Source organism: Aeromonas sp. CA23, from assembly GCF_002587065.1.
GTDB lineage: Bacteria > Pseudomonadota > Gammaproteobacteria > Enterobacterales > Aeromonadaceae > Aeromonas > Aeromonas bestiarum.
The window spans coordinates 453,569-472,789 of sequence record NZ_CP023818.1 but is presented as its reverse complement, the minus strand read 5'-3'; the positions used below and the strand labels follow the sequence as shown (position 1 = coordinate 472,789).

Below are 19,221 nucleotides of genomic sequence, written 5' to 3'. Positions count from 1 at the left end.
GTAGCACCAAGAATGATAAATAAAGGGAAGGGCTGGCGTCTGGCCACGGTTGCGGCGGCGCTGATGATGGCGGGCTCCGCCTGGGCCACCGAGTATTCTGCCAGCTTCAAGAATGCCGACATCGAAGAGTTCATCAACACGGTCGGCAAGAACCTGAGCAAGACCATCATCATAGAGCCTTCGGTGCGCGGCAAGATCAACGTCCGCAGTTACGACCTGCTCAACGAGGAGCAGTACTACCAGTTCTTCCTGAGCGTGCTCGACGTCTATGGCTTCGCCGTGGTGCCCATGGATAACGGTGTGCTCAAGGTGGTGCGCTCCAAGGACGCCAAGACCTCGGCCATCCCGGTGGTGGATGAGACCAACCCGGGCATAGGCGACGAGATGGTGACCCGGGTGGTACCGGTGCGCAACGTCTCGGTGCGCGAACTGGCGCCCCTGCTGCGTCAGCTCAATGACAACGCCGGTGGCGGCAACGTGGTCCATTACGATCCCTCCAACGTGCTGCTCATCACGGGCCGTGCCGCCGTGGTCAACCGTCTGGTGGAAGTGGTACGCCGGGTCGACAAGGCGGGCGATCAGGAAGTGGACATCATCAAGCTGAAATATGCCTCCGCCGGCGAGATGGTGCGGCTGGTGACCAACCTCAACAAGGATGGCAACAGTCAGGGCGGCAACACCTCCCTGCTGCTGGCCCCCAAGGTGGTGGCCGACGAGCGTACCAACTCTGTGGTGGTCAGTGGCGAACCCAAGGCGCGGGCCCGCATCATACAGATGGTGCGCCAGCTCGATCGGGATCTGCAGAGCCAGGGCAACACCCGGGTCTTCTACCTGAAATATGGCAAGGCCAAGGACATGGTGGAGGTGCTCAAGGGCGTCAGCTCCAGCATAGAAGCGGACAAGAAGGGCGGCGGCACCACCACGACAGCGGGTGGCGGCGCCAGCATAGGGGGTGGCAAGCTGGCCATCTCTGCCGACGAGACCACCAATGCCCTGGTCATCACGGCCCAGCCGGATGTGATGGCCGAGCTGGAGCAGGTGGTCGCCAAGCTGGATATCCGCCGCGCCCAGGTGCTGGTTGAGGCGATCATAGTCGAGATCGCCGACGGCGACGGCCTCAACCTCGGCGTGCAGTGGGCCAATACCAACGGCGGCGGCACCCAGTTTTCCGATACCAACCTGCCCATCGGCTCGGTGGCCATCGCCGCCAAGGATTACCAGGATAACGGCACTACCACGGGTCTGGCTGCCTTGGCGAAAGACTTCAACGGCATGGCGGCCGGTTTCTACAAGGGCAACTGGGCCGCGCTGGTAACGGCGCTCTCCACCAGTACCAAGAGCGATATTCTCTCCACCCCGAGTATCGTGACCATGGACAACAAGGAAGCCTCCTTCAACGTTGGTCAGGAAGTGCCGGTAAAGAGCGGTTCTCAGAGTTCCACCACCAGTGATCAGGTGTTCAACACCATAGAGCGCAAGACGGTGGGTACCAAGTTAACGGTCACGCCGCAGATCAACGAAGGGGATTCGGTACTGCTCAATATCGAGCAGGAAGTCTCCAGCGTGGCGCAGAAACAGGCGACCGGTTCGGCCGATCTGGGCCCCACCTTCGATACCCGCACCATCAAGAACGCCGTGCTGGTGAAGAGCGGTGAAACAGTGGTGCTGGGTGGCCTGATGGACGAGCAGACTCAAGAGAAGGTTTCCAAGGTGCCTTTGCTGGGCGACATCCCCGTGCTGGGCTATCTGTTCCGCTCCACCAACAACACCACCTCCAAGCGCAACCTGATGGTCTTTATCCGGCCCACCATATTGCGGGATGCCAACGTCTACTCAGGCATCTCCAGCAACAAGTACACCCTGTTCCGGGCCGAACAGATCGAGGCTGCGGCTCAGGAGGGTTATCTCACCTCACCGAAACGCCAGGTGCTGCCTGAATATGGTCAGGATGTGGCCCAGTCGCCCGAGGTACAGAAGCAGATCGAGTTGATGAAGGCGCGCCAGCAGGCGACGACCGATGGAGCGCAGCCGTTCGTGGGTAACAAGTAATGGCAGCGTACCAGCTTGACGGAACGGATCTGCCTGCAGCTCTTCCCGAGCTGCCGTTCGCCTTTGCCCGCAACTTCGGTGTCGTCCTGACCGAGCGGCAAGGGACCCCCCTGCTGCTTTGCCGTCCGGGGGTGGCGCCGCAAACCCTGCTGGAGGTGCGGCGGGTGGCGGGTTGCGCCTTCGAGGTGGAGCAGCTCGGCAATGACGAGTTTGAAGAGTTGCTGATGGCACACTACCAGCGCGACTCCTCCGAGGCGCGCCAGTTGATGGAAGATCTCGGCAACGAGATGGACTTCTTCGCCCTGGCCGAAGAGCTGCCCCAGAGCGAGGACCTGCTGGACGCCGATGACGATGCCCCCATCATTCGCCTCATCAACGCCATGTTGAGCGAGGCGATAAAAGAGGAGGCGTCCGACATCCATATCGAGACCTTCGAACGGGTGCTGGTCATTCGCTTCCGCATCGATGGCGTGCTGCGGGAGATACTGCGTCCCCATCGCAAGCTGGCCTCCCTGCTGGTGTCGCGCATCAAGGTCATGTCGCGGATGGACATCGCCGAGAAGCGGGTCCCACAGGATGGCCGCATCTCATTGCGTATCGGTGGCCGGGCGGTGGACGTGCGGGTTTCGACCATGCCGTCCAGCTATGGCGAGCGGGTGGTATTGCGTCTGCTCGACAAGAACAACGTGCGCCTAGAGCTCAAGCAGCTCGGCATGACGCTGGCCAACCGCAACATCATCAGCGAACTCATTCGCAAGCCCCACGGCATCATATTGGTGACGGGTCCGACCGGTTCGGGCAAGTCCACCACCCTGTATGCGGCGCTCTCCGAGATCAACTCGCGGGATCGCAACATTCTCACGGTGGAAGATCCTATCGAATATGACCTGGAGGGTGTGGGTCAGACCCAGGTCAACACCAAGGTGGACATGACCTTCGCCCGCGGCCTGCGCGCCATTCTGCGTCAGGATCCGGATGTGGTGATGGTGGGGGAAATTCGCGACCTCGAGACCGCCCAGATAGCGGTGCAGGCGTCGCTGACCGGTCACCTGGTGATGTCGACTCTGCACACCAACACTGCCATCGGCGCCATCACCCGAATGCGGGACATGGGGATAGAGCCTTTCCTGCTCTCCTCATCCTTGCTGGCGGTACTGGCCCAGCGGCTGGTGCGGACCCTCTGTCCGGATTGCCGCACTCCACGCCCCATCACCGAGCAGGAGCGGGAGGCCATGGGTATGGAGCTGGCGCCAGATCAGCAGGTGTGGCGCCCGGTTGGCTGCGAGCAGTGCAACCACACCGGCTATCGCGGCCGGACCGGTATTCACGAGCTGGTGGTGATCGACGAGGCGGTGCGCGAGGCGATCCACAGCGCCAGCGGCGAACTGGCCATAGAGCGGCTGATCCGCGGCCATACACCCAGCATCCGCCGGGATGGCATCGACAAGGTACTCAAGGGCCAGACCAGCCTCGAAGAAGTGCTGAGGGTGACCCGGGAAGATTGATGTTCGGTCAGGCAAGCGATTTGAATCGGGATAGCAAGACGTCACAGTGCTAGGGCAGAGGAGCAAGAGTATTGTCAGCATTTGAATACAAAGCCCTCGACAGCAAGGGGCGCCAGAAGCAGGGGGTGACCGAGGGCGATTCGGCCCGTCAGGTACGCCAGCAACTGCGCGAGCAGGGGCTGACCCCGCTCGAGGTGAACGAGACCACAGAGAAGGCAAAGCGGGAAGCGAATCGCTTCGTGCTGTTTCGCCGTGGTGCCTCCACTTCCGAGCTGGCCCTCATTACTCGCCAGTTGGCGACCCTGGTTGGTGCAGGCCTGACTATCGAAGAGGCGCTGCGGGCAGTGGCCGAGCAGTGCGAAAAGGCCCACCTGCGCAGCCTGGTGGCAACCGTGCGCAGCAAGGTCGTAGAAGGCTACTCGCTGGCCGATTCGCTGGGGGCTTTCCCCCACGTGTTCGATCAGCTGTTCCGCTCCATGGTGGCGGCAGGGGAGAAGTCTGGTCATCTGGAGAAGGTGCTGAACCGGCTCGCCGACTACACGGAGCAGCGCCAGCATATGCGCACCAAGCTGCTGCAGGCGATGATCTACCCCATAGTCCTCACTCTGGTGGCGGTCGGGGTCATTTCGATCCTGCTCACTGCCGTGGTACCCAAGGTGGTGGCCCAGTTTGAACACATGGGCCAGCAGTTGCCTGCGACGACCCGTTTCCTCATCGGCACCAGCGAGCTGATGCAGCATTACGGCCTCTGGTTCCTGCTGCTGCTGTTCCTGAGTGGTTTTGTCTGGCGCTGGTGGCTGACCGACGAGAAGCGCCGCCGTCACTGGCATCAGGTGATACTGCGCCTGCCGGTCATAGGCCGGGTCAGCCGTGGTCTCAACACAGCCCGCTTCGCCCGCACCCTCAGCATACTCAACGCCAGCGCAGTGCCCCTGCTGGAGGGGATGAAGATCGCCGGCGAGGTGCTCTCCAATGACTTCGCCCGTACTCGCATCGGTGAGGCCACCGAACGGGTGCGGGAGGGGACCAGCCTGCGCAAGGCACTGGATGAAACCAAAATTTTCCCGCCCATGATGCTGCACATGATCGCCTCCGGCGAGCAGAGCGGCGAGCTCGACAGCATGCTGGAGCGGGCGGCTGACAACCAGGACAGGGAATTTGAAACCCAGGTGAATATCGCCCTCGGCGTGTTCGAGCCCCTGCTGGTGGTCTCCATGGCCGGGGTCGTGCTGTTTATCGTGATGTCGATCCTGCAGCCGATCCTCGAGCTCAACAACATGGTGAATTTGTAAGGTTCGGGTGTCCGAATACGCTTCGCTATTCGAACCTACAAATCCAATCGAACTCGCAGGTTCGATTAGCCGGCAGGCGTAATCGAACGATCGCGGTTTAACAGTTAATCGTTGATGGTTCATGCCATCTCATTTCGTTAGGGAGTAAGTCATGCAAAAGCGTCGTCAATCCGGTTTTACCCTGCTGGAAGTCATGGTGGTCATAGTGATCCTCGGGATCCTGGCCAGCCTGGTGGTGCCCAACCTGATGGGCAACAAGGAGAAGGCTGACCAGCAGAAAGCCGTCTCCGATATAGTGGCGCTGGAAAATGCCCTCGACATGTACAAGCTGGACAACAACCGTTACCCGACCACGGAGCAAGGCCTGGACGCACTGGTCAACAAGCCGACCGCCGCCCCCGAGCCGCGCAGCTACCGTGACGGCGGCTACATCAAGCGCCTGCCGCAGGATCCCTGGGGCAACCCGTACCAGATGCTGAGCCCGGGCCAGTTTGGCAAGATCGACATCTTCTCCATGGGGCTGGATGGCGAAGCCGGTACCGATGACGATATCGGCAACTGGAATCTGAAGGATTTCCAATAAGTGATTGATTGCGCTGCCATCAAGCTGCTGTGGATGAGGCTGCCGTGAGGGGCTTGTCGTCTCGCCATCGCCAAGCCGATTTCCCCCTGCTGGAGGTGATGTTGAGTGGCGCCATGCTGATGAGGCTGGAGCCTGCTGTCGTCACCTTGGTGGGGTGGGACCAATGAGGCGTCATCGCCAGTCGGGTTTCACCCTGCTGGAGGTATTGCTGGTCGCCATGCTGATGGGGCTGGTGGCCACCGCCGTTACCCTCAGCATGGGGGGCGCCAGAGGCGATCGCGAGCTCGACAAGCAGGCGCGCCGCTTCATGGCGACCCTGCAACAGGCGCAGGAGTATTCGGTGATGGATGGCCGGCTGGTGGGGCTTCGCATCGAGGATCACGGCTGGCAGTTCATGCAGCGTGCCGCCAAGGATCGCAAGTGGCAGGCGCTGACCGGCGACAAGATCCTGGGACAGGTACAACTGCCCGACACCATGCTGCTGGCGATCGAACTCGAAGGGTTCAGCTGGCGAACCGAGTCTGACGAGAAAACCGAGCGGGGTCGGGACGAGAAGGAGCGCACGCCCCAGGTGCTGATCTTCCCCGGTGGCGAGCTCAGCCCCTTCGTGCTGACTCTGACCCAGCAGGATGAGGATGTGCGCTACCTGCGTACGGTCAAGGCGGATGAATTCGGCCGCTTGCGACTGCTGCAGGACGAGGAGGAAGAGGAATGAACGCCCGTGGCATGACATTGCTGGAAGTCATGGTCGCACTGGCGGTGTTTGCCATCGCGGGTCTCGCCGTGATGAAAACCGCCAGCGAGCACCTCTCTGCGCTCAATTATCTGGAAGAGAAGACGCTGGCGACCTGGGTGGTGGAGAATCAGCTGGTGCAGCAGAAGCTGGAGGCCAAGTGGCCCGGTGACAGCTGGGTGGAGGGGGACGAGCAGATGGCGGGCCAGACCTGGTACTGGCGCTATCGCGGCGTCGCCACCGCCGACAACAACTTCAAGGCGCTGGATATGGAAGTGCGTACCGCGCCCAAGGCCGAGAGCCCAGTGGCCTTCATCCGGACCTATATCAGCCGATGACAACCGCCAACGACACCCAAATGAGGTCCCGTCAGAGCGGTTTCACCCTGCTGGAGGCGTCGATGCGGCCATCGCCAGTACCAAGGCCGCGAGTTCGGCATTGCATGCGTCAGGGCGGCTTCACCCTGCTGGAGATGCTGGTGGCCATCGCCATCTTCGCCAGCCTCAGCATGGGCGCCTATCAGGTGCTGCAAGGTGTGCTCACCAGCGACGAGGTGGCTAAGAAGAAGGAGGCCCGCCTCTCCGAGTTGCAGCTGGCCTTCACCCTGATGGAGCGGGACATCACCCAGATGGTGCCCCGCAGCGGCCGTATCGACGGCGAGAACAACAAGGTGCTGCTGGCGGCATCCCGCTTCGGCCAGCAGAGCGATGACTGGGGCATGGCCTTCATTCGCGGCGGCTGGCTCAACCCGGATGGCATGCTGCCACGTTCCGGTTTGCAGCGGGTCGGCTGGCGGCTCAAGGATCACAAGCTGGAGCGGCTGAGCTATCTCTACCCGGATCCCGTGATAGGCACTGAGCCGCGCATCCAGCCCATGCTGGATCGGGTGACGGCGCTGCGGCTCTATTTTTACGACAAGGGGGCCTGGAAGGAGGAGTGGACCCAGCGCAACGTGCTGCCTTACGGCCTGGCTGTGGAGCTGGATCTGGAAGATTACGGCACCCTTCGCCGCCAGTTCCTCATCGGGGCCGGTGGCCAGAGGGCTGATAATGGTAATTGATCGTCGTTTTCCTCTGACCGTCATTGAAGATGACGGCACCATTCGTCGTGATCAGTACCTGATCGGGGCCGGTGGCCAGCGAGCTGAAAATGCGAACTAAGCGGACCGGCAGCATGCCGTCTTGTCGTCGCCAGGGGGGCATGGCCCTGCTGGTGGTGCTGCTCATCTTGTCGGTGATGGTGATCATCGCCAGCAACATGAGTGGCCGCCTGCAGCTGGAGTTGCGCCGTACCGGCAACCTCACCGCCGGCAAGCAGGCCTGGTGGTATGCCATGTCGGCGGAAGCCCTGGTGAGCAAGGTGCTGGTTCAGGATTTCAAGGATGACCCCAATGTGGTGAACCTGGGGCAGAACTGGGCCAGGCAGGATGCTGTCTTCCCGGTGGATGACGGCAAGCTGACCGGCCGGGTGCGGGATCTGCAATCCTGCTTCAACCTCAACAGCCTGAGCGTGCCCCTGAAAGACGGGATCAGCGGCGACGACCTCGAGAAGCAGCCTTATCCGGTCAAGGCGTTTCGCGCCCTGCTCAAGCAGCTCGAGGTCGAGGATTACGAGGCGGTGCAGCTGACCGATGCCATCCGCGACTGGACCGACAAGGACACGGCACTGGTCTCCAGCTACGGCGCCGAGGATGCCTATTACGAGGGGCTGACGCCCCCTTATCTGACCGCGAACCAGTGGATGCTCAGCACGGACGAGCTGAGGGCGGTGCGCGGTGTGAGCGCCAAACTGTATGCCCGGCTGGCGCCTTATGTCTGCGCCCTGCCGAGCGACAAGCTGCTGGTGAACATCAACACCATCAAGCCGGAACAGGCGGCGCTGCTGGTGGCCCTCTATCTGGACAAGGTGGGGCTCGATGACGCCAAGCGGGTGCTGACCAGCCGTCCCCAGAAGGGGTGGAAGGAGAAAAAGGCGATGACGGATCAGATGCCGGTGCCGCTGAGCACCATCCCCGGGCTGGATGCCGTGCTGGACGTCAAGAGCAGCTACTTCGAGGCCAGGCTGATCGCCGAGGTGGGTGATACCCGGGCTAGGCTGGAGAGCGTCTTCGTACGTGGCAAGGACAACAAGCTGGTGATGCTGCGTCGCCTCAACGGCGGCGCCGAATGACAGACAGGTGTGGGTGGCGGCCGCTGGCCGTACCCGCCCTGACCCCGTATTGGACAGCAGCCAAGGGCTGCGCTCCCGCCCATCCAGAGGGATGCGGACGGGAATGGCAGGAGAGATATTTGTGAGCGAGAGTCTGGTCATCCGTCTGGGGACCAATGCGCAGCAACCGGTCGAGTGGCTGGTGTGGTCGGCCAAGGAGGAGGAGATCATTGCCTCCGGCACCCTGGCCTCGGCCCATGCCCTCGGCGAGTTGCGGGAGCGTGCCGGTGGCCGCCCCGTGGTGACCCTGGTACCGGGCAGCGATCTTATCTTCCGGCGGGTGAGCCTGCCGGGCAAATACAATCGCCAGGCCGCGGCCGCCTTGCCCTACCTGCTGGAGGAGCAGATCGCATCCGACGTGGATGAGCTGCATCTGGTGGTGCTGGGCCACGAGGGCCACGAGGTGGACCTGATGGCGGTCGACAAGGAGAAGATGCAGATCTGGCTGGGCTGGCTGCAGCAGGCGGGCCTCAAGAGCCAGCAGCTGTTGCCGGACGTACTGGCCCTGCCGCCCGCTGCCGACGGCTGGTCTGCCCTGCAACTTGGCAAGGAGTGGCTGCTGCGTCAGGGCCCCTGTCAGGGCATAGTGGCCGACGAGTCGCTGCTGGCCATGTTGCTGGCGGCCGAGGCCGACCCCGTCACCATCCACAGCCATACCCCCTTGCCGGCGATCCCGGCGGCCAACTGGCTGGCGGCGGATCCCGAACTGCCCATGTTGCTGCTGGCCAAAGGGGCGCTGAACTGCCAGGCCAACCTGTTGCAGGGCCCCTACCGGCCGCAGACCGAATACTCCCGCTACTGGCTGCAGTGGCGCAAGGTGGCCGTGGTGGCCGGGCTCTTGCTGCTGGTGGCGCTGACCCAGCGCGGTATGCATCTTTATCAGCTGGCGGAGCAGGACAAGGCCCTCAAGGCCGAGATCCGGCAGGTCTACACCCGCATCTTCCCGGGGGAGAACCGCATCGTCAACGTACGCAGCCAGATGGCACAGCACCTCAAGTTGCTGGGGCAGACCCCGCAGGATGGCGTGCTCTTGCTGCTGACCGAACTGGCCCCCACCTTTGCCGAGGTGCCGGGCCTCAAGCCGCAGGTGTTGCGTTTCGACGCCGCCAGGGGCGAGCTGAGATTGCAGGTGACGGCGCCCGGTTTCGCCGAGATAGAGCGCTTTCGCGAACTGGCGGGCAAGCGCTTCGAGGTGCAGCAGGGCGAGGTGCGCAGCACAGAGGGCAAGGTTGAAGGGGCACTGGTGCTGAAGGGTAAATCATCATGATGGACAAACTACAAGGCTGGTGGCGCAGCATCAGCGCCCGCGAGCAGCGGCTGGTGGCCGTGGGGGGCAGCTGCCTGCTTATCGGGTTCTGCTACTGGATCGTCTGGCAACCCATCGCCAACCGCATCGCCGAGCGCGAGCGGCAGGTGCTGAGCCAGCAACAGACGCTCGCCTGGCTGAAAGAGAAGGGGGAAGAGGTGCTGGCGATGCAGGGCGGTCAGGGCCGCCAGATCGACACCAGCGGTACCCTGGAAGGGGTGGTGAACCGCACCGCCTTCAACCAGAAGATCAAGATTGCCCGTCTGCAACCCCAGGGTCAGGAGCTGCAGGTGTGGATCGATACGGTCCAGTTCGATGATCTGCTGATCTGGCTGGCGAGCCTGGCCGATCAGCACGGTGTACAGGTGCAGGTGATCGAGGTGGCCCGCGAGAATCTGGCGCCGGGTCTGGTCAAGGTCAGACGCCTGCAGTTGAGTCGTCCCCAATGACGCCAGGCGTGCCGGGCGTCGTCCGGTTTCCTGCATCTCGTCCCGGTATGGTGCCGGGCCTGGCCAAGGCCAGATATTTGCAATCGAGTCGTTTTCTATGAAGCAAAAAGTACTGATCGCCGTCCTGTTCCTGGTGGCCTATCTCGGTTTTCTGCTGGTAAAGCTGCCAGCCACCCTGGTGGTGCGCCATCTGCCGTTGCCGCCCAACCTGGTGCAGCTGGAAGGGGTGAGCGGCACCCTCTGGAGCGGCCAGGTCGCCCGGCTGCAATACGCCAGCGAGTCGCTGACCCAGCTGCGCTGGGAGCTCAACGGCTGGTCGCTGCTGCGCTTCGCCCCCGAGGTCTCCCTGCGTTTCGGTGATCGCAGCGGCCTCAACGGCCAGGGCGTGGTCGGCTGGAACGGCGCCGCCTTTGGTCGCGACATCACCCTCAACGTGCCCGCGTCCTGGGTGCTGGATCGGGTGCCCATGCGGCTGCCGTTCCCGCTGACGGTGGCGGGCCAGCTGCAGCTCAAGGTCGATCAGTTTGCCCAGGGCAATCCCTGGTGTGACAACCTCTACGGCAACCTCCATTGGTATGGTGCCGATGCCGATACCCCGGCCGGCAAGCTGCCGCTGGGGGATCCCGAGCTCAAGCTGACCTGCATCGACTCCCGGCTGGTGGCCGAGCTCAAGCAGGGCTCGGAGGCGGTGCAGGTGCTGGGCAAGCTGGAGCTGCAGCCCAATCGCCAGTACCTGTTCCAGGGCACCCTCAAACCGGGCCCGGAACTGCCGGATCAGATGAAGCAGGGGCTGCCCTTCCTCGGTCAGCCCGACGGTCAGGGGCGCTTCCCGCTGCGCTATCAGGGCCGCATCTGACGACATTGTCTGCCGGTCTGGAAAAAGGATGAACAGGACCCCGCTTCGGCGGGGTCCTGTCGTTATGGGGTTTCAGTCTCGCCGCTCGGCGCCGTGATGAGATGGTTCAGAAAGAAGCTGAACAGCTCGGCACGCGAGCCGAGCCGCAGCTTGCTGTAGAGGTGCTTGCGGTGATTCTTCACAGTGCCGCTGCCAATCCCGAGCGCAGCGGCAATGGCCTCGGTATCCAGCCCCTGCAGCAGCAACCCCGCCACCTGGCGCTCCCGGCGGGTGAGTCTATCCCTGCCCACGCTGGCGATGGCCTGCGCCACCGCGGCCTTCAGGCTGGCACTGTCAGGCAGCGTCGGGCTTTCCGCCAACAGCGGTTGGCTCTGCTGCCACTGCTGGCGGCAGAGGGAGTGCACCAGCGGAAAGATCGCCTCCAGTCGGGTCAGCTCGCCGCGGCTCAAGACGCTGCGCTTGTCGAGGCGGCCGAGAAACAGCATGAGCGTCAGTCCGTCCCGCACCGGCAGGATCAACCCCACCTCCTCCTGCCAGCCGGTAGCCTGATAGAAGTGGTGGCGATACTCGGGATCCAGCCGTCCCCGCGAGACCTGCGCCAGGGTCCAGACCCCGGCCTCCAGACCCTGTTCCAGCGCCAGCATAAAGGGATCCTGACTGAAGTGACTGGTGAGGTAGCGGTCAAACAGCAGGGCCCGCTGGTGGCTCAGGTTGTCGTAGAGGTAGACGGGGCGCTGCCCCACTCCGAGCAGCAGGGCGCAGTCGAACGCCACCTGTTGCTGGATGAGACGCACCAGGGCCGCCGGAAAGGCGCTGCCGTGCAGGGCATCGACCACCTCGGTCATGCTGCGGGTCAGGGCATCTGTGGCGAATGGCTGGGTCATGGTCGTTGAATCATGGTGGTGGGCTCCCGGGGGTGGGGAGCCGCTCCCCACTATGACAGGATGCTAGCACGAGAGTGGCAAAACTGTCCCCTAGGGGACATATCCGCAGCGCGCCAGAGCGGCGAGTATGGCCACTTTTCCCCTGCTGCTGGAGCACCCATGATCAACCCCCACCTGCTCGATGAGCTGACCGAGCGCGGCCTTGTGGCCCAGAATTCCGACCCGGCGGCACTGGCCGATCATCTCGCCACGCCGCGTACCCTCTACTGCGGGTTCGATCCCACCGCCGGCAGCCTGCACATAGGTCATCTGGTGCCGCTCCTGATGCTGCGCCGCTTCCAGTTGGCGGGCCACACCCCGGTGGCCCTGGTGGGCGGGGCCACAGGTCTTATCGGCGATCCCAGCTTCAAGGCGACCGAGCGCAGCCTCAACGGCAGCGAAACCGTACAGGGCTGGGTCGCCAGCCTGTCGGCCCAGATCAGGGCGCTGCTGCCCGCCGACGACGGCCTGTCAGCCCCTGTGCTGGTCAACAACGGCGACTGGATGGGGCAGATGTCGGCCCTCGATTTTCTGCGTGACATCGGCAAGCACTTCTCGGTCAATGCCATGCTGGCGCGGGAATCGGTGCGCCAGCGGCTGGCCCGCCCGGATCAGGGTATCTCCTTTACCGAGTTCTCCTACGCCCTGCTGCAATCCCAGGATTTTGCGGTGCTGCACCAGATGCTCGGCTGCACCCTGCAGATCGGTGGCAACGATCAGTGGGGCAATATCACCAGCGGCATGGATCTCACCCGCCGTCTGCATCAGGCCCAGGTGTACGGCATGACGTTGCCGCTCATCACCAAGGCGGACGGCACCAAGTTCGGCAAGACAGAGGGTGGCGCGGTCTGGCTGGATCCTGCGCTCACCTCGCCCTACGCCTTCTACCAGTTCTGGCTCGGCACCGCGGATGAGGATGTCTACCGCTTCCTGCGCTACTACAGCTTTATGTCGCTGACCGAGATTGATGCACTAGAGGCTGAAGATGCCCAGCGGCAGGGGCGCAAGCAGGCCCAGCAGGTGCTGGCGGACGAGCTGACCGAACTGGTGCACGGCAAGGCGGCGCTGGCGGCGGTACGGCGCATCAGCGAGCTGCTGTTCAGCGGCGAGGTGGCACGCCTTGGCGAGAGCGATCTCGCCCAGCTGGCGCAAGACGGCATGCCGAGCTGTACCGTCGGTGGCGAGACGGATCTGGTCAGCCTGCTGGTCGAGAGCGGTCTGGCAAACTCCAAGCGCATCGCCCGCGAACTGCTGGCGGCGGGGGCCATCAGCCTCAATGGCGCCATCAAGCAGGATGAGCAGCTAAGTGCAGAGGATCGGCTGTTTGACCGCTACCTGCTGCTGCGCCGGGGCAAGAAGCAGTACCAGCTGGTGGCGTGGGCAGATTAGCCTGCCGCGCCATAGCAACGAGAAAGGGCTGCCCGGGCAGCCCTTTCCATTGTGCGGCAGTCAGCAGGCTCGCTCTGCCAGCAGCAGTTGTCCGGCATCACGGAGAAGACGATTAGCGGCTTATTTTTTGATGTTCAGAGGGCGAGGGGCAGCAGTTCGGCATAGTCACGGATCGCCGGGAAGGCGGTGATGTGCTGCTCGGGCTGGCGGCTGTCAGGGTTCTGGATGGCGAGCTGATAGCCGATGCCGTAGTCGGCGGCGGCGCGCAGGATCCGCTCGCTGTCATCCACAAACAGGGTGCGGGCCGGCTCGAACGCCAGTCGTTCCGCCAGCGCCTGCCAGCAGTGCTGGCTCTCCTTCGACCAGCCCAGCTCATGGGTGCTCACCATCAGATCCAGATGATCAGACAGCCCCAGCTGCGCATCCTTCACCGACAGGCTGGCGGGGTGGGCGTTGGTGAAGAGCACCAGCCGCTTGCCTGCCGCCCGCAGCTCGGCCAGAAAGGGGATGGCGTTGGGCCGCCACCGGATCTTCTCCAGCAGCTCCTGCTTGAGGGCGCGTATGTCCAGCCCCAAAGTCTGGCTCCAGTAATCCACGCAGTACCAGTCGAGGGTGCCGTTGACCGCCTGATAGTGCATCTCGATCTGCGCCTTGGCCTCATCCAGCGGCAGACCGAGCCGCTCGGCGTAACGCTCCGGCACCAGTTGCTGCCAGAGGTGGTTGTCAAAATGCAGATCGATCAGGGTGCCATCCATATCGAGCAGAACTGTGTCTATCTGGTGCCAGGGCAAGGGGGTCGGCATGGGGCTTCTCGCGGTCAATGAGGGGGAGGGAAACGGGGCGGCATTATAACGGATTTTTCCGTCCGCTTTCGCCGCTTTGCCCCGTGGTGTTCGCTCGGGGAGTCGTTTACTCTTGAAGCACGATTTTTTAACGAGCAGCCAGCGCCTGATGAGTGACCACCACAAGAGCCAGCCCGAATACCTCAGCGTCGAGAAGATGGCGCATGACAAGAGCAAGCCGGAGATCCTCAAGGCCGAAATAGTGGCCGAGAGCCGGCTGTTCAAGGTGGAATCCCTGCATCTGAAATTCAGCAATGGAGAAGAGCGGGTCTACGAGCGGATGCGCGGTGGCAACCGGGGCGCCGTCATGGTGGTGCCCATGTTCGATGCCCACACACTGCTGCTGGTACGCGAGTACGCGGCGGGCACCCACTCTTACGAGCTGGGCTTTCCCAAGGGGCTGATAGATCCGGGCGAGAACGCCTTCGAGGCGGGCAACCGGGAACTGATGGAGGAGGCGGGCTTCGGCGCCAACAGCCTGATCCCCCTCAAGCAGGTGTCGCTGGCGCCGGGTTACTTCTCCAGCCGGATGGACATACTGCTGGCGCGGGATCTCTTCCCGGAGCAGCGGATCGGCGATGAGCCCGAGCCCCTCGAGGTGATCCCCTGGCCCCTCAACCGTATCGATGAATTGCTGGCACGACCCGACTTCAGCGAGTCGCGCAGCATCAGTGCCCTGCTGCTGGCCCAGAAGTGGCTGGCGGAGCAGGAAAACTAGCCCAAGCCTGGGCAAGGCAATAAATAAAAACAGAGGATAACAAGATGCAGGAGTTGTTGGCCTGGGTTCCTGGGGTCAAGGAGATCGCCCGCGAAGCGGGGCGTATCCTTCACGAAATCTATCACGGCGGTCAGTTCGAGCGTCAGCTGAAGGAGGATGCGACCCCGGTCACCAGTGCCGATCTTGCTGCCGATGCCTACCTCAAACAGGCGCTGTCGGCGCTCACCCCCCATGTGCCCGTGCTGACCGAAGAGGCGGCCGATGTGCCCTTCAGTCTGCGAGCCAACTGGCGGCAGTACTGGCTGGTGGATCCCCTCGACGGCACCGGTGAGTTCATCGCCGGCAGCGGCGACTTCGCCACCCTGATCGCCCTGGTGCGGGACAATGTGCCCGTGCTCGGTGTCATCTATGCACCCGAATCCGACGTACTCTACTGGGCGGTGCGCGGCCACGGCGCCTTCAAGGAGGTGAATGGCGAGACCTTGCCCATCAGCGCCATGCACCACGAACACGATCAGCCCGATTCGCTGGTGGTGGCCATCAGCCGTCGCCAGAAGCTGGAGAACCTGACCCGTCGTCTCAATCCGGCCATCAACTACGAGTTGATCCCGCTCGGCTCCAGCTCCCTCAAGTCCTGTCTGGTGGCGGAAGGGGCGGCGGATTGCTACGTGCGGCTCGGTCCCACCGGCGAGTGGGATACCGCCGCCGCCCAGTGCATCGTCGAGGCGGCGGGTGGCCGCATCCTCAGCCTGGCGCTGCAGCCGCTCAGTTACAACGAAACCGAGTCGCTGGAGAACCCGGACTTCATCGTCATGGGGGATCCGGATCTCGCCTGGGGCAAGATCCTGGCCCATCAGGCAGGTTGATCCTCTGTCGTCAGACGACACAAACAGGCGGCCTCAGGGCCGCCTGTTTGCTTGGTGTGATCCGCTGGTTTTATCGCAGATGAGCAGGGATATCCGCTGGTAAAGCATGAGAATGACAGTGGATGATCACAATCCTTCTTGGGTAATTGGCATTATTTTTCAGGTAATTCTGAAAACGATCCGTTGGGCAAAATAAAAAAGTGAGTATGAATAAAAATTTGGTTTAATATTCCATTAAAATTGAGTTTTGTAGTTTTACTCGATTATGTGATCCCGATTGAATTCCTAATCTCACTGGCTGAAGCCCGTTATGGTAGTGATATGTTTCAGTCCCGCTTTTTGAGAATTAAATCCTGATAAACCACAATAAGCTCAGATTAAAATACTGACAAAATGTGGATTAGTAATGAGTTTATCTGTAGACGTCGTAAAGGATTTGTCCGGTTCCCAGCCCGCCGTTGCCAGCGCCAGCCGCTGGCGTCGTCATGACACCCACTGGGCGATCAGCCTGTTTGGTACCGCCGTCGGCGCCGGCATACTGTTTCTGCCCATCAACCTGGGTCTGGGCGGGATCTGGCCCCTGGTCATAGTCGCCGTGCTGGCGGGTCCCATGACCTTTCTGGCTCACCGCGGGCTGGCGCGCTTCGTGCTCTCCTCCTCCCGCCCTCACGCCGATTTCACCGAGGTAGCCGAGGAGCACTTCGGCAAGATGGCCGGTCGCCTCATCTCGGCGCTCTACTTCCTCTCCATCTTCCCGATCCTGCTGATCTACGGGGTGGGGCTGACCAACACGGTGGAGAGCTTCATGGTCAACCAGCTCGGCATGGCCACCCCGAACCGGGTGATGCTCTCCGGCCTGCTGGTGTTCGCCATGATCGCCGTGATGATGGCGGGGGAGCAGGCGATGCTGCGGGCGTTTGCCTTCATGGTCTATCCGCTGGCGGCCATCCTGGCGGCGCTTTCCTGCTATCTCATTCCCCAGTGGCAGTGGCCACAAATGACCGCCTTTGAGGGCGGCAGCTTCCTCAACACTGTCTGGCTGGCGCTGCCGGTCACGGTGTTCGCCTTCAGCCATGCCGCCGCCATCTCGGGCTTTGCCAACGTGCAGCGGCGGGAATATGGCGAGCAGGCCGAGGCCAAGAGCGGCCTGATCCTGCGCAATACCACCATCATGCTGGTGGGTTTCGTGCTCTTCTTCGTCTTCTCCTGCGTGCTGAGCCTCTCCCCGGCCCAGCTGGCCGAGGCCAAGGCGCAGAACGTCTCCGTGCTCTCCTATCTCGCCAACATCACAGACAACCCCGTGATAGTGACGCTGGGGCCGCTCATCGCCTTCATCGCCATCAGCACCTCTTTCCTCGGCCACTTCCTCGGTGCCCGCGAGAGCCTGAAAAGCCTGATCGCCAAGCCCACCGGCCTGCCGCTGGCGAAGGCGGACCGGCTCGGCATAGTCCTGATGTTCTTCGCCATCTGGGGCGCCGCCGTCATCAACCCGGGCATCCTGGGTCTGATGGAGACCCTCTCCGGCCCCGTCATCGCCATGATCCTCTTCATCATGCCGGTGGTGGCCATCTACAAGGTGGAGGCGCTGGCTCGCTTCCGTCAGGGCTGGACCAACGGCTTCATCCTGCTGACCGGGTCGCTGGCGGTCTCGGCGCTGATTTTCAGCTTGTTGAAGTAACAGCGCGCTGCGGCAAAAATGAGAGAGGCGACCCCGGGGTCGCCTCTCTTTTTTCATGGGGCCAAGGGCATCAGCCCAGCTTGGCGCCGTTCTCCACCGCCTGCTCCGGAATGGCCATCACAACGGCGCCATCGGCCCGGTAGAAACCGGTCAGCAGAAACTCCGACTGGATGGGGCCTATCTGTTTGGGGGGAAAGTTCACCACGGCGACGATTTGGCGTCCCACCAGATCCTCCGGGCGATAGAGATCCGTTATCTGGGCGCTGCTCTTGCGCACCCCGAGCTCGGGGCCGAAATCCGCCCACACCTTGTAGGCGGGCCGGCGCGCCTCGGGGAAGGGCTCGACCCGCACCAGGGTGCCCACTCTCAGCTCCACCATCTCGAAATCCTGCCAGCTAATGGTCTGCATCTTGGCTCCTCGTTTCACACACCTTGCATTGGCCTCAGCATGCCTCGAAACGGCGCTGGCTGTCTTCGGTGACTGGCCGCCCTGTTACGGCAGAAGGCCGTTTTGCTGGCGCCAGAGGGAAGGGGGAAGCCCGCTCTCGGTCAGGAAGCGCTCGGCGAAGGCCCCCTGATTCTGGTAGCCGCAGCGACTGGCGATCTCGCCTATGGGCAGTTGGGTGTGGGCAAGCAGGGTGCGTGCCAGCGTCATGCGCCGTTCCCGTATGTAGTGGGAGATGCTCATCCCCAGCTGCTGGCGAAAGGCGTGCTTGAACTGGCTCTGACCGAGGCAGGCGATGGCGGCGAGCCGCTCATTGTTGAGGGGCTCGGCGAGGTGGGCCTCGATATGGCGCTGCACCTTGAGGATTCGGGCGGCAAGACGAGGGGGAGCAGAGGAGTGCACTCCTTGCCCTTGTGCCAGCAGGGAGAGCCACACCTGCTCCATGCCCGCCACCTGGCGCCCCGCTGCCACCATGCGGTGCAGGAAGGCGAGGTAGTGGCGCTGGGGCTCGTCCAGCTCGATGAAGGGGTGGGCCGCCAGATCGCCGGGCAGCCAGTCGCTCTCCTGCACCAGAAACGAGAGGGCCGGGTCGGCGGCGTAGTCGTGCCGCTCGCCGGGGGCTATCACGCAGACGAAACCGGGGGCAAGGCGACGCCCCTGGCCCTGCACCTCGATCTCAATGGGACCGCCGAGAGGGATCACCAGTTGGGCGAAGTCGTGGCTGTGGCTGCAGATGTCGTTCTGGTAGCGGCGCAGGCTGAAGGGGGAGGCGACGGATAGCAATGACGCGGCACTGGGCCGCGTCATCTTCAAAGAGGGATTGCTGTTTGGCATAGGTCGCAGGTATTACTCTGCGTCGAAATCTTCGATCTCTTTGCCCAGCGCTTCCATGATGGCGCGCACCTCGGCGGGGACGCTGTCCGGATGATCCTTGCGCAGATCGTCGTCGCAGGGCAGCGGCTGGCCGGTGAACGCGTGCAGGAAGGCTTCACAGAGCAGCTCACTGTTGGTCGCATGACGCAGGTTGTTCACCTGGCGACGGGTGCGCTCGTCGGTCAACACCTTCAACACCTTGAGCGGGATCGAGACGGTAATCTTCTTGACCTGTTCGCTCTTCTTACCGTGTTCCGCGTAGGGGCTGACGTAGTCGCCGTTCCACTCTGTACCCATGATCCACCTGTTCTCGTTTGGCCGTGAGCGCGGATTTTAACCCTTGTGGAAATTAATGGCAATCCAACAGCAAAGCCATTTAGACGTCTGGAAGTGTTGACGGCTTTTTTATGCTGGCGTAAGGTGGTTCACCATAGGCCAGCAATGGCAGGATAGCCGTGGCAGAGGCAGAGCGGCCATCGCCCAGCGACAGTTCAAGGAGAGAGTGA

The 19,221-nt window shown here is 62.7% G+C and carries 20 protein-coding genes; 15 read left to right on the top strand and 5 right to left on the bottom strand.

Going from position 1 to position 19,221, the window contains the following annotated elements:
* Nucleotides 1–12 precede the first annotated feature (12 nt).
* The 11 genes from exeD (at nucleotide 13) to exeN (ending at nucleotide 10,981) form a co-directional block, all read left to right on the top strand.
* Nucleotides 13–2,049 carry a GspD family T2SS secretin variant ExeD gene (gene exeD, locus CK910_RS02180; RefSeq protein WP_098980850.1) on the top strand — a complete coding sequence of 679 codons (2,037 nt, stop codon included), beginning with the start codon at nucleotides 13–15 and terminating at the stop codon, nucleotides 2,047–2,049.
* Complete coding sequence (gene exeE, locus CK910_RS02175; protein ID WP_098980849.1) at nucleotides 2,049–3,554, top strand: GspE family T2SS ATPase variant ExeE; 1,506 nt, start codon at nucleotides 2,049–2,051, stop codon at nucleotides 3,552–3,554. The genes exeD and exeE overlap by 1 nt, the downstream gene beginning before the upstream one ends.
* A 71-nt stretch (nucleotides 3,555–3,625) precedes the next feature.
* Nucleotides 3,626–4,846, top strand: a complete 1,221-nt coding sequence (exeF, locus tag CK910_RS02170) for a GspF family T2SS innner membrane protein variant ExeF (RefSeq protein WP_098980848.1) — start codon at nucleotides 3,626–3,628, stop codon at nucleotides 4,844–4,846.
* Nucleotides 4,847–4,997: 151 nt separating this feature from the next.
* Nucleotides 4,998–5,429 carry a GspG family T2SS major pseudopilin variant ExeG gene (gene exeG / locus CK910_RS02165; RefSeq protein WP_042868940.1) on the top strand — a complete coding sequence of 144 codons (432 nt, stop codon included), beginning with the start codon at nucleotides 4,998–5,000 and terminating at the stop codon, nucleotides 5,427–5,429.
* A 163-nt stretch (nucleotides 5,430–5,592) separates the two neighbouring features.
* Nucleotides 5,593–6,144, top strand: a complete 552-nt coding sequence (exeH, locus tag CK910_RS02155; RefSeq protein WP_098980847.1) for a GspH family T2SS minor pseudopilin variant ExeH — start codon at nucleotides 5,593–5,595, stop codon at nucleotides 6,142–6,144.
* On the top strand, nucleotides 6,141–6,500 hold the full coding sequence (exeI, locus tag CK910_RS02150; protein WP_043140785.1) for a GspI family T2SS minor pseudopilin variant ExeI: 360 nt from the start codon (nucleotides 6,141–6,143) through the stop codon (nucleotides 6,498–6,500). The genes exeH and exeI overlap by 4 nt, the downstream gene beginning before the upstream one ends.
* Before the next feature lie 104 nt (nucleotides 6,501–6,604).
* The gene (gene exeJ / locus CK910_RS02145; protein WP_098980846.1) at nucleotides 6,605–7,222 is read left to right on the top strand and encodes a GspJ family T2SS minor pseudopilin variant ExeJ; all 618 of its coding nucleotides are present in this window, start codon (nucleotides 6,605–6,607) and stop codon (nucleotides 7,220–7,222) included.
* A 113-nt stretch (nucleotides 7,223–7,335) separates the two neighbouring features.
* Nucleotides 7,336–8,331, top strand: a complete 996-nt coding sequence (gene exeK / locus CK910_RS02140; protein ID WP_441296859.1) for a GspK family T2SS minor pseudopilin variant ExeK — start codon at nucleotides 7,336–7,338, stop codon at nucleotides 8,329–8,331.
* Between the two features lie 121 nt (nucleotides 8,332–8,452).
* Nucleotides 8,453–9,637 (top strand): GspL family type II secretion system protein ExeL, encoded by a 1,185-nt coding sequence (gene exeL, locus CK910_RS02135; protein ID WP_098980845.1) that lies wholly within the window; start codon nucleotides 8,453–8,455, stop codon nucleotides 9,635–9,637.
* Nucleotides 9,634–10,125 carry a GspM family type II secretion system protein ExeM gene (gene exeM, locus CK910_RS02130; RefSeq protein WP_043557439.1) on the top strand — a complete coding sequence of 164 codons (492 nt, stop codon included), beginning with the start codon at nucleotides 9,634–9,636 and terminating at the stop codon, nucleotides 10,123–10,125. Before exeL ends, exeM begins: the two co-directional genes overlap by 4 nt.
* Before the next feature lie 97 nt (nucleotides 10,126–10,222).
* On the top strand, nucleotides 10,223–10,981 hold the full coding sequence (gene exeN / locus CK910_RS02125; RefSeq protein ID WP_098980844.1) for a GspN family type II secretion system protein ExeN: 759 nt from the start codon (nucleotides 10,223–10,225) through the stop codon (nucleotides 10,979–10,981).
* A 62-nt stretch (nucleotides 10,982–11,043) separates the two neighbouring features.
* Here exeN and CK910_RS02120 read toward each other — a convergent pair whose 3' ends face one another.
* A complete protein-coding gene (locus CK910_RS02120) occupies nucleotides 11,044–11,865 on the bottom strand; it encodes a helix-turn-helix transcriptional regulator (protein ID WP_098980843.1) in 822 nt (273 codons plus the stop codon).
* 159 nt (nucleotides 11,866–12,024) lie between these two features.
* Here CK910_RS02120 and tyrS point away from each other — a divergent pair, with 159 nt between their 5' ends.
* A complete protein-coding gene (tyrS, locus tag CK910_RS02115; protein ID WP_098980842.1) occupies nucleotides 12,025–13,293 on the top strand; it encodes a tyrosine--tRNA ligase in 1,269 nt (422 codons plus the stop codon).
* A 134-nt stretch (nucleotides 13,294–13,427) separates the two neighbouring features.
* On the opposite strand, the gene yrfG is transcribed toward tyrS, so the two are convergent.
* Nucleotides 13,428–14,096, bottom strand: coding sequence for a GMP/IMP nucleotidase (yrfG, locus tag CK910_RS02110; protein WP_098980841.1), 669 nt, complete (start codon nucleotides 14,094–14,096; stop codon nucleotides 13,428–13,430).
* Nucleotides 14,097–14,244: 148 nt separating this feature from the next.
* Between yrfG and nudE the strand changes: the two genes are divergently transcribed.
* From nudE to CK910_RS02095, 3 genes are all read left to right on the top strand, one after another.
* A complete protein-coding gene (gene nudE / locus CK910_RS02105; RefSeq protein WP_172955207.1) occupies nucleotides 14,245–14,853 on the top strand; it encodes an ADP compounds hydrolase NudE in 609 nt (202 codons plus the stop codon).
* Between the two features lie 44 nt (nucleotides 14,854–14,897).
* A complete protein-coding gene (cysQ, locus tag CK910_RS02100; protein WP_042868960.1) occupies nucleotides 14,898–15,719 on the top strand; it encodes a 3'(2'),5'-bisphosphate nucleotidase CysQ in 822 nt (273 codons plus the stop codon).
* Nucleotides 15,720–16,125: 406 nt separating this feature from the next.
* Nucleotides 16,126–17,397: an aromatic amino acid transport family protein gene (locus tag CK910_RS02095; RefSeq protein ID WP_098980840.1), complete on the top strand. Its 1,272-nt coding sequence runs from the start codon at nucleotides 16,126–16,128 to the stop codon at nucleotides 17,395–17,397.
* Nucleotides 17,398–17,467: 70 nt separating this feature from the next.
* Here the strand turns inward: CK910_RS02095 and CK910_RS02090 are convergent, their stop codons facing one another.
* The 3 genes from CK910_RS02090 to metJ all read right to left on the bottom strand — a co-directional run bounded on the left by CK910_RS02090 (nucleotide 17,468) and on the right by metJ (nucleotide 19,012).
* Nucleotides 17,468–17,806 carry a tRNA-binding protein gene (locus tag CK910_RS02090; RefSeq protein ID WP_043140821.1) on the bottom strand — a complete coding sequence of 113 codons (339 nt, stop codon included), beginning with the start codon at nucleotides 17,804–17,806 and terminating at the stop codon, nucleotides 17,468–17,470.
* Between the two features lie 84 nt (nucleotides 17,807–17,890).
* Entirely contained in the window at nucleotides 17,891–18,649 is a 759-nt protein-coding gene (locus CK910_RS02085; protein ID WP_098984961.1) for an AraC family transcriptional regulator, read from the bottom strand.
* A gap of 39 nt (nucleotides 18,650–18,688) precedes the next feature.
* Nucleotides 18,689–19,012: a met regulon transcriptional regulator MetJ gene (gene metJ / locus CK910_RS02080; RefSeq protein WP_005315809.1), complete on the bottom strand. Its 324-nt coding sequence runs from the start codon at nucleotides 19,010–19,012 to the stop codon at nucleotides 18,689–18,691.
* Nucleotides 19,013–19,221: the final 209 nt, after the last annotated feature.

Coding starts and splice junctions, on each gene's coding strand:
- exeD (WP_098980850.1), top strand. CDS start 13: ATGATAAATAAAGGGAAGGGCTGGCGTCTGGCCACGGTTGCGGCGGCG.
- exeE (WP_098980849.1), top strand. CDS start 2,049: ATGGCAGCGTACCAGCTTGACGGAACGGATCTGCCTGCAGCTCTTCCC.
- exeG (WP_042868940.1), top strand. CDS start 4,998: ATGCAAAAGCGTCGTCAATCCGGTTTTACCCTGCTGGAAGTCATGGTG.
- exeH (WP_098980847.1), top strand. CDS start 5,593: ATGAGGCGTCATCGCCAGTCGGGTTTCACCCTGCTGGAGGTATTGCTG.
- exeI (WP_043140785.1), top strand. CDS start 6,141: ATGAACGCCCGTGGCATGACATTGCTGGAAGTCATGGTCGCACTGGCG.
- exeJ (WP_098980846.1), top strand. CDS start 6,605: ATGCGTCAGGGCGGCTTCACCCTGCTGGAGATGCTGGTGGCCATCGCC.
- exeK (WP_441296859.1), top strand. CDS start 7,336: ATGCCGTCTTGTCGTCGCCAGGGGGGCATGGCCCTGCTGGTGGTGCTG.
- exeM (WP_043557439.1), top strand. CDS start 9,634: ATGATGGACAAACTACAAGGCTGGTGGCGCAGCATCAGCGCCCGCGAG.
- exeN (WP_098980844.1), top strand. CDS start 10,223: ATGAAGCAAAAAGTACTGATCGCCGTCCTGTTCCTGGTGGCCTATCTC.
- CK910_RS02120 (WP_098980843.1), bottom strand. CDS start 11,865: ATGACCCAGCCATTCGCCACAGATGCCCTGACCCGCAGCATGACCGAG.
- tyrS (WP_098980842.1), top strand. CDS start 12,025: ATGATCAACCCCCACCTGCTCGATGAGCTGACCGAGCGCGGCCTTGTG.
- yrfG (WP_098980841.1), bottom strand. CDS start 14,096: ATGCCGACCCCCTTGCCCTGGCACCAGATAGACACAGTTCTGCTCGAT.
- nudE (WP_172955207.1), top strand. CDS start 14,245: ATGAGTGACCACCACAAGAGCCAGCCCGAATACCTCAGCGTCGAGAAG.
- cysQ (WP_042868960.1), top strand. CDS start 14,898: ATGCAGGAGTTGTTGGCCTGGGTTCCTGGGGTCAAGGAGATCGCCCGC.
- CK910_RS02095 (WP_098980840.1), top strand. CDS start 16,126: ATGAGTTTATCTGTAGACGTCGTAAAGGATTTGTCCGGTTCCCAGCCC.
- CK910_RS02090 (WP_043140821.1), bottom strand. CDS start 17,806: ATGCAGACCATTAGCTGGCAGGATTTCGAGATGGTGGAGCTGAGAGTG.
- CK910_RS02085 (WP_098984961.1), bottom strand. CDS start 18,649: ATGACGCGGCCCAGTGCCGCGTCATTGCTATCCGTCGCCTCCCCCTTC.
- metJ (WP_005315809.1), bottom strand. CDS start 19,012: ATGGGTACAGAGTGGAACGGCGACTACGTCAGCCCCTACGCGGAACAC.